This window comes from Rhodococcus sp. NPDC055024, assembly GCF_053608585.1.
Map to the genome: position 1 here is coordinate 11,939 of NZ_JBSGVT010000023.1, position 12,385 is coordinate 24,323.

The 12,385-nt window shown below is 62.3% G+C and carries 11 protein-coding genes; 6 read left to right on the forward strand and 5 right to left on the reverse strand.

Annotation, left to right across the window (positions count from 1 at the left end; all coding sequences use genetic code 11):
* The first annotated feature begins 82 nt into the window (after positions 1 to 82).
* The gene (locus ACWF6P_RS29905) at positions 83 to 1,657 is read left to right on the forward strand and encodes a molybdopterin-dependent oxidoreductase (RefSeq protein ID WP_378549325.1); all 1,575 of its coding nucleotides are present in this window, start codon (positions 83 to 85) and stop codon (positions 1,655 to 1,657) included.
* On the opposite strand, the gene ACWF6P_RS29910 is transcribed toward ACWF6P_RS29905, so the two are convergent.
* Entirely contained in the window at positions 1,644 to 2,279 is a 636-nt protein-coding gene (locus ACWF6P_RS29910; protein ID WP_452623454.1) for a TetR/AcrR family transcriptional regulator C-terminal domain-containing protein, read from the reverse strand. The genes ACWF6P_RS29905 and ACWF6P_RS29910 overlap by 14 nt on opposite strands.
* A 176-nt stretch (positions 2,280 to 2,455) precedes the next feature.
* Between ACWF6P_RS29910 and ACWF6P_RS29915 the strand changes: the two genes are divergently transcribed.
* Positions 2,456 to 3,688, forward strand: a complete 1,233-nt coding sequence (locus ACWF6P_RS29915) for an amidohydrolase family protein (RefSeq protein WP_452623455.1) — start codon at positions 2,456 to 2,458, stop codon at positions 3,686 to 3,688.
* A gap of 1 nt (position 3,689) precedes the next feature.
* On the opposite strand, the gene ACWF6P_RS29920 is transcribed toward ACWF6P_RS29915, so the two are convergent.
* Positions 3,690 to 4,391, reverse strand: a complete 702-nt coding sequence (locus ACWF6P_RS29920; RefSeq protein ID WP_452623456.1) for an HNH endonuclease family protein — start codon at positions 4,389 to 4,391, stop codon at positions 3,690 to 3,692.
* An 80-nt stretch (positions 4,392 to 4,471) separates the two neighbouring features.
* Positions 4,472 to 5,392: an NADP-dependent oxidoreductase gene (locus tag ACWF6P_RS29925; protein ID WP_452623457.1), complete on the reverse strand. Its 921-nt coding sequence runs from the start codon at positions 5,390 to 5,392 to the stop codon at positions 4,472 to 4,474.
* A gap of 92 nt (positions 5,393 to 5,484) precedes the next feature.
* Between ACWF6P_RS29925 and ACWF6P_RS29930 the strand changes: the two genes are divergently transcribed.
* From ACWF6P_RS29930 to ACWF6P_RS29940, 3 genes are all read left to right on the forward strand, one after another.
* Positions 5,485 to 8,301, forward strand: coding sequence for a DEAD/DEAH box helicase (locus ACWF6P_RS29930; RefSeq protein ID WP_452623458.1), 2,817 nt, complete (start codon positions 5,485 to 5,487; stop codon positions 8,299 to 8,301).
* On the forward strand, positions 8,298 to 9,071 hold the full coding sequence (locus tag ACWF6P_RS29935; RefSeq protein WP_378449295.1) for an SWIM zinc finger family protein: 774 nt from the start codon (positions 8,298 to 8,300) through the stop codon (positions 9,069 to 9,071). The genes ACWF6P_RS29930 and ACWF6P_RS29935 overlap by 4 nt, the downstream gene beginning before the upstream one ends.
* 149 nt (positions 9,072 to 9,220) lie before the next feature.
* A complete protein-coding gene (locus ACWF6P_RS29940; protein WP_452623459.1) occupies positions 9,221 to 9,970 on the forward strand; it encodes a GntR family transcriptional regulator in 750 nt (249 codons plus the stop codon).
* A 54-nt stretch (positions 9,971 to 10,024) separates the two neighbouring features.
* Here ACWF6P_RS29940 and ACWF6P_RS29945 read toward each other — a convergent pair whose 3' ends face one another.
* Both ACWF6P_RS29945 and ACWF6P_RS29950 read right to left on the reverse strand, forming a co-directional pair.
* Positions 10,025 to 10,483: a PTS sugar transporter subunit IIA gene (locus ACWF6P_RS29945; protein ID WP_378449297.1), complete on the reverse strand. Its 459-nt coding sequence runs from the start codon at positions 10,481 to 10,483 to the stop codon at positions 10,025 to 10,027.
* Positions 10,480 to 10,710: a PTS glucose/sucrose transporter subunit IIB gene (locus ACWF6P_RS29950; RefSeq protein ID WP_283307394.1), complete on the reverse strand. Its 231-nt coding sequence runs from the start codon at positions 10,708 to 10,710 to the stop codon at positions 10,480 to 10,482. Before ACWF6P_RS29950 ends, ACWF6P_RS29945 begins: the two co-directional genes overlap by 4 nt.
* Before the next feature lie 329 nt (positions 10,711 to 11,039).
* Between ACWF6P_RS29950 and ACWF6P_RS29955 the strand changes: the two genes are divergently transcribed.
* Complete coding sequence (locus ACWF6P_RS29955) at positions 11,040 to 12,383, forward strand: PTS transporter subunit EIIC (protein ID WP_378449298.1); 1,344 nt, start codon at positions 11,040 to 11,042, stop codon at positions 12,381 to 12,383.
* Positions 12,384 to 12,385: the final 2 nt, after the last annotated feature.

Sequence of the window (12,385 nt, forward strand, 5' to 3'; positions counted from 1 at the left end):
GGACACCCATCCGGATGACCCGCAGCGCCGAATGTCGGGTATCCGATCGAAGCACCACTCGCACCGACAGAGCCGAGACGACATGGTCACACAGAACATCGACGAGCACCCGAGCACCGAATCTCGTCCACCGCGCCGTAGGTGGGCTGCCCATGCGATCTCCGGAGTGTTGGCCGCGGCTGTCGTCCTGGGTATCGGTGAACTGGTGGCGCTGCCGATCAACCCGGACGCATCGCCGTTCTATGCGGTAGGTGCAACCACCGTCGACCGAACGCCGGCGTGGGCCCGAGAGTTCGCGATCGACACCTTCGGCACCAACGACAAGCCGGCGCTGTTCATCGGAATGTCGATCTTGATAGTTCTGCTCGGCGCGGTGGCCGGATTACTGGAACGGCGACGCCGCCCGATCGGCAGTGTCATCCTCGTTCTTCTGGGTGCGGTTGGTGTGTATGCGGCGATGCAACGCCCGACTGCCGATGCGATGTACGTGTTCCCGACGTTGGTCGGTGTGGTGGCGGGCGTCGCGACGCTGCGATTGTTGATCACGCAACTGGAGGTGCCGCTCTCGCCGGGCGTCGCCGACTCGTGGTTGCCTCGTCGTCAGTTCCTTCTGCTGGCAGGTGCGGCGTTGGCAGTGGCTGCGGCAGCGGGCGCGGCCGGAAAGTTCGTGGGGCAGAGAATCGCCGGCGCGGTGGCGAATCGTGAAGACTTCGTCGTGCCCACCGCCGCTGACCCGGCACCGCCGATTCCGGCGGGTGCGGACATCGGGATTTCGGGCGCATCGACGTACATCACGCCCAACGACGACTTCTATCGAATCGACACCGCGCTCCTTGTTCCGCAACTGACGACGGATTCGTGGGAACTACGGATTCACGGAATGGTGGACCGCGAGATGACGTTGTCGTTCGACGATCTGGTGGCGCGAACGCCGATCGAACGAGTGATCACGCTGACCTGCGTTTCCAACGAGGTAGGTGGCGTTCTGGCCGGGAATGCGAAGTGGATCGGTTACCCCATGAAGGATCTGCTCGACGAAGTCGGTGTCCATCCCGACGCCGACATGCTCCTCTCGACCAGCGTCGACGGCTTCACGGTCGGGACTCCCGTCGAGATAGTCACGGACGGCCGCGACGCGATCCTCGCCGTGGCGATGAACGGTGAACCGTTGCCGTTCGAGCACGGTTATCCCGTTCGGCAGGTGGTTCCGGGACTGTACGGTTTCGTGTCCGCCACCAAGTGGGTGACGGAGTGGGAGTTGACGCGTTTCGACAAGGTCGAGGCCTATTGGACCCAGCGCGGTTGGGGCGCGCAGGCACCGATCAAGACGTCCTCGCGTATCGAGGTACCGGCAGCTTTGGCGCCGATAGAGCCGGGGCAGGTGCTTGTGGCGGGAACTGCTTGGGCGCAGCATCGCGGGATCGAGAAGGTCGAGGTGCGCGTCGACAACGGTGAATGGCAACCGGCGACGCTGGCGCAGGAGTACTCGATCGACACGTGGCGTCAATGGTCCTGGATGTGGGACGCGGGCTCAGGCTTGCACACGGTGCAGGTCAGAGCGACGGACTTGGACGGGAACGTTCAGGTGGAAGAGCGCACTCCGCCGATTCCCGGTGGAGCCACTGGCTGGCACACCAGGTCGTTCACCGTGAAGTGACCGGAAAATCCGAATGGGGTTCGGTATACAGGCGGACGACTCGCTGAGCCATCCATCCGGCGATCAGGGTTCGCAGGCCGAAGTCGAAGGTGTCGTCAGTTCGCAGTGGTGTCGTAGCCTCACGCGTGATCTCGCTCGGGTTGGAGGATTGGGTCCATGCGACGTCAGGCGTCGACAGTTTCACGACTGATCCGAGAACCAGACTGTCGAGTGTGGAAATTGCGTGACGAGTGTCGGTCGGATCGAAACCGCCGTCCGAAAATGCTTGAACCAGTGCAGAATCGATATCAAAAGTTACCTCGGTGCGGACGCTGCGTGTCATGAGCAGCGGGATGAGGCGCCAGTGCTCGACCGCAGCTCGGCGATAGGCCCACCCCCACGCGCTGATCCGTTCGCTCCACCCTGCCGGTGGAAGGGGGACAGAGATCGACGACATCACGCGGATGCGCATGAGTTCGACGATCTCGGATCGACCTGAAATGTGTGTGTAGAGCGAAGACGGAGTCACGTTCAGTTGCTTGGCTATCCCGGGCATGGTGAAGTCGCCGGTCGCGTCGACAGCGTCCAATGCCGCATCGGTGATGTTGCCGGTATTCAGTATCGGCTGGGTGGGACGCGGCATCGATTCTCCTGGTAAGGGATTCGGGGCAATCTCGGACTCGCGGGCAATCTTCGGACTTGATCGATTGATGACAACTTCTTGATTTCGGGAGTCGATATGCATCATACTAACCGAACCCTATTCGGTATGTCGGCGGATTCTTCCGGCGATCGGTACACGTCGGAGGAAGATTCAATATGTCTGTCGTATGGCTGACCGGTGCAACGATCATCGACGGAACGGGCGCCGACCCGATCGAGAACTGCGCTGTTGCTGTGGAAAACGGGCGCATCAGTGCACTCGGTGGCACGTCACCCGAGGGAGCGGAGGTGCTGGACTGCACCGGGCTGACGATCACGCCCGGCCTCATCGACGCACACGTTCATCTCGGTGGATCGAGCGATCTCGCACCGAGCCTGCGGCGTCAGATCTCGGTAGCCGAGCTTGCTGCCGATATGTTCGCGACCTGCGCGTCGACCCTCGACGGGGGATTCACCACTGTTCGTGACTGCGGCGGAATCGACGGCGGACTGGCCGGAGTCGTCGCCTCGGGCAAGATTCCGGGACCGCGGATCATTCAGTGCGGCCCGATCCAGTGCCAGACCGGTGGACACGGACATCTGGCAGCGGAGTGGGAGCCGACTTCGGACTGGTCCGATCACGACATCCCCGGATTGCGTTGTATGTCTCTGCTTTCCGACGGTCCGCACGAAATGCGAAAGAACGTTCGCGAGACGTTCCGTAGAGGTGCCGACTTCCTCAAACTGTGCGTCACCGGGGGAGTGGTATCGACTCATGACAAGCTCACCGACACGCAGTTCACGGTCGACGAGATCGAAGTCGCAGTCGAGGAAGCCAATGCGCGCGGTACGTATGTCACGGTGCATGCCCACAACAACGTAGGAATCCGGAACGCGGTCACTGCCGGCGCCAAATGCGTCGAGCACGGCTCCGATATCGACGACGAGACCGCCAAGTTGATGGCCGAGCACGACGTCGCCTTGGTGCCGACGTTGGCTGTGGTGCAGGCGCTCTCGGACAGTGCGGCGTCGGCGGGTCTGCCCGAATCGATTTCGGCTCGCATCGGAAAGATGATGCAGGGGCAGATCGACGGGCTCCTCGCCGCTCGAAATGCCGGGGTCAGAGTGGGGCTGGGATCCGACCTCATCGGTACCGATCAAACGGGCCGTGGGATGGAGTTGGTCCTGCGCGCGAAGGTCGAAACACCTATGGATGCACTGGTTTCCGCTACCCGGATCAACGCCGACATTCTCGGAATCGCCGACGAGGTCGGCACCATCGAAGTCGGTAAGTTCGCCGACCTCGTTGCCTTCCGCGGCAATCCGTTGACGGATCCCTCGATCTTTGCCGATCGTGAGCGGATCGCACTCGTCATCCAGAGCGGGCGAGTGGTGAAGGACTGCCGCTAGATCAGCAGCGAGTGGCAAGATCCGTCAGGGTCGAATGATCAGCTCGGCTGACCGGTAAGCCATAGGAAATCGCGACGGTCAGGTACTTGCCGGCGTAGAAGCATCGGTACGCAGGATCGGGCGGCAACCAGTCACTGGGCGTGCTGTCGCCTTTCGACTGGTTGTCGGGGCCGTTGACGGCCAACAGGTTCAGTGACATGTCGTTCGCGAACCTCATCCGCAGCGCAGGAGTCCAGGAGTTCGCGCCGAAGTCCCAGGCCGCGGCGAGCGGGAAGACGTGGTCGATTTGGACGGACTTGGCCTGGCTGCGTTCGAATTCGATGTGATCACCGGAGTACGGGTCGGTCATCACTCCGGACAGCACGACGCAATCACGTGTACGGGGTTTGAACACCACGTCCGAGAGATCGTGGGCCAGGACGTTGTTGCGGGTATCGCACCCGTCGTGGCCACCTGGTGCGTCCTGGTCGTCGGACCAAGCGGGGCCGAAGACGCAGGCCTCGCCGTTACCGCAGCCGCGCTCGTATCCACCCGGATGTGGACGCTTGTCGACGATCGCGGTCTGGGACAGCAACTCTTCGAGTTCCGATCGCGTCGGGCTGCCCGGGGCCGACTCGAGACGCTCGTCCCCGAACCATCCGCAGGACGCGACGAGACATACGAGCACGAGCATCGACGTGATCGCGAATAACCGTGCAACCACCTGTGCCCCCGCCCGTCGTAGACGGTGATTGAACCCCGCCCGTCGTAGACGGTGATTGAACCACCGCGGGCCGACAGGAATCAGCCGAACTCGATCACCACTTTGCCGGCGGCATGGCCGTCTTCGACTGCAGCGAGTGCGTCACCAGCGCGGGAGAAGGGGTAGCGACCCGACACAAACGGGTTCAGGGTCCCATCGGCTACGAGTGCCGCCACCTCTGTGAATACTGCTGTAGTCCTTCGGCGTTCGACTCCGCCGCCGTCAAGGCGGCTCGCCGCCAAGGGATCGGCGATGCTCAGGATCGGCGCGCCCGATCGCGCGAGCGCGGCACCGCGGGCGAGAGTGTCCCCGCCGACCAGGTCGAAAACCGCGTCCACTCCGACTGGGGACAACGCGGACACGTCGTCGGCAAATCCGTCCCCCGAGGCAACCCAGCGCGCTCCGGCTTCCTCGATCGCGGTTCTCTTGGACTCGCTCGCGACACCGATCACGTTGATACCCCGCGCCAGTGCAAGCGCGATCGTGCTGCGACCCACGCCGCCACCGGCGCCGAGCAGCAGGAGTGTCGCCCCGGGCTCGAGGCCGAGATCGTGGAGAGCGTCGTAGGCCGTTCCCGCCGCAACCGTCAGCACCGCGGCGTCCGCCCACGGCACGGTAGGTGGCTTGTGCGCTGACGACGAGACGTTGAGCAATGTCGACTCGGCGTATCCGCCGAAGCCGGTGGCGGTAGCGCCGAACACCTCGTCGCCGACCTCGAACTCGGTGACCCGCGGACCTACTCCGATGACAACACCGGACACTTCGCGGCCCAGAACCGCAGGCAGCGTCACCGGGACGGTGTCTTTTCGCGTACCAGCGCGAACCTTCCAGTCGGCTGGGTTGACTCCCGCCGCTCGGACCGACACCAGCAGTTGTCCCGCGCCGGGCGGTGGCAGGGTGACGTCGAAGTAGGACTGTGTGTCGGGTCCGCCGTACTCGGTGAAGCCGTATGCCGTCGTCATGCCTACCAGCCTATTGCCCTGCCAGATCGATAGGGCGGTCCGGAAGGGTGGTGAGGAGCAGTGGTGTCGGTGGCACCTGATTGGATGGTCGGATGCTGCATGGACTCTGGTCACCGGGATCGGGGCTCAAACTGTGGGTCGACGGGCACGACGGTGCCGGGACCGACGATCCCCGTGATCCGGTCAGTGCTGTCCTGCATCGCAAGTTCCGTCATCGTGTGAATGTCGCTATGCCGCCCGTGCCTGGCGGACCTTTGCAGAGTGAGTACGCAGCTGTTGCGTTGGCACCACAGGACGCAGTCGATCTCTTGCTGCGGTTCAAGGCCGACGACCAGCGAATTGCCGGCGACCTGCACTTTCTCGTGCACGTCGCGCGAGGGATCGACCGTTGGGTACGCGCTGGGCGAGTGGTACCGGCTCTGACGCGGGCCGAAGGCAGTTGGTGGCCGCGCTGGCAGTTGTCGGTAGGGGAACGCCAGCGCGCCTGGATCGGTGAACTGGTAGTTGCCATGCCGCCGGTACAGCGGGCTGTCGGCTCGCCGCGGGCGACGATCGAAGACATCACGAACGAATTCACGGATCCGATCGTTCGTCGAGTTCTCGGTGGCGCGGCACCGGTGATGCAGACCCCGCTGTGGCAGGCAGTGCTGTCCGGAGACTCTTTCGACGAAGCGTCGGTACGAGCGGCTGAGGGACTCTCCGAATGGGGTTCGACGTTCACCGCCGGAGAGCCGGACCTGGTTCTGCGTCTGATCGAACCGGAACTTGACGACAATGCCGATCCGGACGACGACGCGCTGTGGCGCCTTCAGGTGTGTCTACGTCCCGAAGGTGAAGCGCCCGAGCGTGTTCGACTGCACCGGGCCGATCCCAAACGCATCCAGCTCGGCAGCCGCAAGCTCGAAGAGGCGATCAAGGCTTACCCCCGTTTTCGCGACGTGCCGCGAGACGAAGACAGTCTCGACCTGTTGCTGCCCACTCCGGTCGTGATGGACTTGGTCGGACATGGCGCGATTGTCTTGCGGGAGCGAGGGATCACGCTGCTGCTGCCGCGTGCGTGGAACGTGGTATCTCCCTCACTGCGTGTGCGGGTGACGTCGGCGGCATCTCCTATTGTGGCGGAGAATCGTACGGTCGGTATGGACCAATTGCTGGAATACGATTGGGAATTGGCGCTCGGAGACAAGGTTCTCACCGCCGAGGAAATGACCCGACTCGTCGACGCGAAGTCCGATCTGGTCCAGTTGCGCGGCGAGTGGGTTCAAGCAGACAAAGACGTCCTCGCCCGCGCGGCTCGTTTTGTCAGTCAACGGCATTCGAGCGGGGACCGAGCGATTGTCGATCTGATCAAGGACTTGATCGCCGACGACCTCAAAGACCTGCCGGTCGAGGAAGTGAAGGCAACCGGATGGGCTTCCGCCTTGCTCGACCAGTCGGTGGCTCCGCAGCAGGTCGCGGTGCCGTCGACGGTCAACGCGACTTTGCGCCCGTATCAACGACGCGGTCTCGACTGGTTGGCGTACATGAGTGCTCTCGGGCTCGGTGCGGTATTGGCCGACGACATGGGTTTGGGGAAGACGCTGCAACTGTTGGCGCTGCTCGCACACGAGAAGTCCAAGACAGCAACGCTTTTGGTGTGCCCGATGTCGGTGGTCGGAAACTGGCAGCGTGAAGCGGCGCGATTCGTGCCGAGCCTGCGTGTGTACGTTCATCACGGTTCGGACCGCGCTACCGGGGCGGAGTTGGAACAGGCAGTTCGTGAGAGTGATCTGGTGATCACCACTTACGCACTCATGACTCGCGACGTCGCGGCGCTCAAGGATCTCGACTGGCGACGAGTGGTGCTCGACGAAGCTCAACACATCAAGAACGCCAAGACATCTCAGGCGCGCGCTGCTCGCAGCATTCCTGCGGACCACCGAGTTGCTCTCACCGGAACGCCAGTGGAGAACCGCCTGGACGAATTACGGTCCATTCTCGACTTTGCCAATCGAGGGGTGCTCGGCTCGGAGCAGATGTTCCGCAAACGGTTTGTCGTACCGATCGAGCGGGAAAAAGACCAACTTGCCGTCTCGAGACTGCGAGCCGTCACGTCACCATTTGTGCTGCGGCGGGTGAAGACCGATCCCTCCGTGATCGCGGATCTACCCGAGAAACAGGAGATGACGGTCCGAGCGAATCTCAGTGAGGAACAGGCCGCGTTGTACCGCGCGGTGGTGGACGAGATGATGGCGCAGATCAAGGGGACGGAAGGCATGAAGCGCAAGGGTGCCGTCCTCTCTGCGCTGACCAAACTCAAACAGGTGTGCAATCATCCGGCGCACTTCCTGCGCGACGGATCGCCGATGATGCGCCGCGGGCAACACCGATCGGGAAAACTCGGTCTTGTCGAGGACATCGTCGAATCGGTCACCGCCGACGACGAGAAGGTTCTGCTCTTCACACAGTTTCGTGAGTTCGGGGAATTAGTGGTGCCGTATCTGGCCGACCGGTTCACCACCGATGTTCCGTTTCTCCATGGCGGAGTGTCGAAAGCCGGAAGGGACGCCATGGTCGAGGCGTTCCAGGGTGAAGGCGGCCCGCCCATCATGGTGCTCTCGCTCAAGGCCGGCGGCACCGGCCTGAATCTCACAGCGGCCAACCACGTGGTTCACCTCGACAGATGGTGGAACCCCGCGGTGGAGAATCAGGCGACGGACCGTGTGTTCCGGATCGGCCAGAGAAAGAATGTGCAAGTCCGCAAAATGGTCTGCGTCGGAACTTTGGAAGAGCGGATCGACACCATGATCGCGAGTAAGAGCGAACTCGCCGAACTTGCAGTCGGGACGGGCGAGAACTGGGTGACGGAGATGAGCGTCGAGCAACTGGACGAGTTGTTGCGACTCGGCGACGACGCGGTGGGCGAATGAGTCCGCGCGGTAAAGGCCCCGACTTCAGCGAGTACACCGGGCCTCGGCGACGAGCCCCTGCGCCGGTCAAGCCCCGCCCCGCGTTCGGGAGGACGTTCTGGGGCAAGGCTTTTGTCCGCGTCGTCGAAGAAATCGGCGACAAACCTCGAGTCACACGGGGGCGCACGTACGCGCGTTCGGGCCAGGTCTTGGCGCTCGACATCGAACCGGGAGTGGTGACGGCCGAAGTTCAGGGCAGCCAGCTGCAGCCATTTGTTTCCACTCTGTCGATCGACACCCTTGATCAATCGGATATCGACGACATCATCACCAAGATCCGCCGAGTGCCGGGAAGCCTTGCCGCACTGGTGTCCGGCACTGTCCCCGATATGCTTGCCGCTCAACTGATACCGGACGGCCCGTCTGCTTTCCGCTTCGACTGCACCTGCCCCGATGTCGGTTGGCCGTGCAAACATGCTGCGGCCGTGGCGTTCTTGACCGCCGAGCGAATCGACACCGATCCGCTGAGGTTGCTGAGACTTCGCGGTGTCGACCTGGAGCAGTTGATCGGCGGAGTGGAAGACGAGTCGACAGTTCCGCTCGACGTCGAGAATTGGTTCGGAATCGCGGCCGCGCTGCCGGCGCTACCGAAGGTGCCTTTTCGTGCGGCGATCGACGATCTGGATGTCCGACGGTTGCGCGAGGCGGTTGCGGCACTGGGATTGGACATGGCTCAGCAGAACGTCGCCTTGGACGAAATACGGTCCATCTACCGACGGTTGGACGGTTGAAAACGGACAACTCCGGACTGGTGCTAGTTTCCTGTCGTGAATTCCAGTATCGTTAATTGGACCGGTCCGGTCGGGACCTGCCCGCGATTTCACATCGTTATCGTCGGCGAATAGACGACTATTCATTTCTCGGAGGGACAGTCGCTGTGATGCCCGTTCATTTGCGCGACAGCGCAATACCCAAACATGAGCAGTTGCGCACCATTCTCTTGCGCAAGTGCACCCAAGAACTCCAGCCTGGCGACTTGATGACCAGCGAGCGAAACCTGATGCAGGACTACGGCGTCAGTCGGATCACCGTTCGTGAGGCCATCGGGCAACTGGTCAATGACGGACATCTCGTGCGTGTGCGTGGCAAGGGCACCTTCGTGGCGCACCGTGCCGTCCAGTCCAAGCTGCACCTTGCGTCCTTCACCGAAGAAATGCGCGCCCAAGGGCACCACCCCACGACTGTGGTCCTGGTCAGTGAACAGGGTCCTGTCCCCGAAAGTACTGCTGCCGCACTGAATATGAGGCCGGGTTCCGAGGGTTATCACGTCAAGCGCTTACGCCTCGCTGATGGCGAGCCGGTGAGCGTCGACGACGGCTGGTTCAATCCGGCACTGTTGCCGGGTCTGCTCGACATGGACTTGACGGGTTCGATCTACCGGGCGACTGCTGACAAGTACGACAAGCCGATCGATCGGGCAGAACAGACGGTCAGTGCAGACGGTGCCAGTACCGAGATCGCGACTCTCCTGGGCACTCGTAAAGGCGCTCCGGTCCTGTACTTCGATCGAGTGTCGTTCAGCGAGATCGCACCGGTCGAGCACACTCGTAGTTGGTACAGATCCGACCGCTATCAGTTGCAGATGGAAGTCCAGGGTCAAGCGCGGCCCAAGACACGGGGCGACCAGTAGCCGTCGTTCGAACCAAAAGGGCGGGCACACCGGAAGGTGTGCCCGCCCTTTGCGTTACGCCGACCAGTCGAACAGCGTGTCGCCTGTGGTGACGTCGCTACCGACCGAAGGGGATTCGACGGTGTCCGGCTTGGAATCCATCACCACAACCGGGCAGATCGCCGAGTAACCGGTGGTGTCGATGTGCGCTGGATCGAAGCTGACGACGGGATCACCCGCATTGACCGTGTCGCCCTCGGCGGCGATGAGAGTGAATCCGTCGCCTTCGAGTTTGACCGTGTCGATGCCGATATGGACCAGCACGCCGGTGGCCTTCTCGCCGAAGATCACAAATGCGTGGGGGTGAAGTTTGAGGATCTTCCCGCTGATCGGCGCGACAACGGTGAGCGGCCCCTGATCGCGGGCAGGTTCGATGGCGACGCCCGAGCCGACCATCTGCTGAGCGAACACCGGGTCCGGGACGTCTGCCAGTGCGACGACCCGGCCGGGCAGCGGGGCGAGGACGACCGTCACAGGATGTCCTCGATGTCCTCGGCAAGGGTGTCTGCCTCGGGTCCGACGATCACCTGGACGACCGTTCCGGCCTTGAGCACGCCGTGTGCGCCGGCAGCCTTGAGCGCGGCTTCGTTCACCTTCGCGCCGTCCTTGACCTCGGTGCGTAGGCGGGTGATGCACGCTTCGATCTCGACGATGTTCTCTGCGCCGCCGAGGCCCTTGATGATTGCTTCCGCTTTCGACATTTGCTGCTCCTGATTGTCGGGTTGGTCGTGATCGTTGAACGGTCGTACAGGTGGGCTGACTAGTTGCTGGTCAAGGCTATCCCGGTTACGTATGTCACATTTGGGTGTTGACAACTCGCCTCCACCAGGTAAAACTACAACTGGTTATGACCGGACAGTACCCGTTGGAAGTCCGGCTCCACAACAGTTTCGACAAAACGGTTTCGCCCTCACTTCCGAGCATGAACCGTGACCTGCATTTTCACGAAACCTGCACGTGCACGACACCCGAATTTCCAAGAACCAGTGGCCGATCGCGACGCGGCCCGGCGAACGAAGAAGGTCCTTTGATGACTCTCGAAGACACCCCGAAGAAGGAATCGAAAGTGTTCGCCGGGGTTCAACGCCTCGGCCGAAGCTTGATGCTTCCGATCGCAGTTCTGCCGGCTGCGGGAATTTTGCTCCGCCTCGGTCAGGACGACCTGCTCGGGCGGTTCAGTTCGATGCACAGTGCCGCGGCCGTGATCTCTGCGGCGGGACAAGCCGTCTTCACGTGGCTGCCGCTGATCTTCGCCGTCGGTATCGCGATCGGCTGGGCCAAGAAGGCCGACGGCTCGACTGCCTTGGCAGCCGTCGTCGGCTACATGGTGATCGACGGAGTGTTCAAGGCGATGTCGCCGATCGTTCTCGAAGGGAAAACCGACCCGAACGGGGATCAATCCCTGATCAACTACGGTGTGCTCGCCGGCATCGTGATGGGCTTGCTGTCGGCGATCTTGTGGCAGCGGTTCTATCGAACGAAGCTTCCCGATTATCTCGGATTCTTCAACGGGCGCAGGCTCGTTCCCATTCTGACGGCAATCACCGGTCTTGTCGTCGGTGTCCTGATGGCATTCGTGTACCCGCTGTTCAACTCCGGCCTCAACTGGGTCGGTGAAGCAGTTGCTTCCAATACCGTTGTCGGCGGCGGCATTTACGGCGCAGCGAACCGCCTCCTGATCCCCACCGGCTTGCACCACATCTTGAACTCCGCCGTGTGGTTCCTGATCGGCGACTACCAGGACGCGAGCGGTCAGATCGTTCGTGGCGACCTCAACCGGTTCTTCGCCGGCGACCCCTCCGCCGGTACGTTCATGACCGGCTTCTTCCCGATCATGATGTTCGCCCTCCCCGCTGCAGCCTTCGCAATCTGGCGCAACGCCAAGCCTTCTCAGAAGAAGCTCGTCGGCGGCATCATGCTCTCCACCGGCCTGACCGCCTTCCTCACCGGTATCACCGAGCCGCTCGAATTTTCCTTCATGTTCGTCGCATGGCCGCTGTACGTCATCCACTCACTGTTGACCGGAACGTCGATGGCGCTGGTCAATGCGCTCGGTATCCACGACGGATTCACGTTCTCCGCAGGCTTCTTCGACTACGTGTTGAACTTCGGCAAGGCGACCAACGCGTGGATGTTGATCCCGATCGGACTCGGGTACGCGCTGATCTACTACTTCCTTTTCAGCTTCGTGATCAAGAAGTGGAATCTGCGCACGCCAGGACGAGAAGAAGAGGTCGAGGTGGCCGCAGGTGAGCCCGACCCCGCGCTGCTCGAGGCCGAACTGGCACTGGCTGCCGAAGGTGACAGCCGCACCGACGCCCCGCTCGTCGCCGAACTGGAAAACAAGCTCGACAAGGAACTGGAAGGACGCTGAAC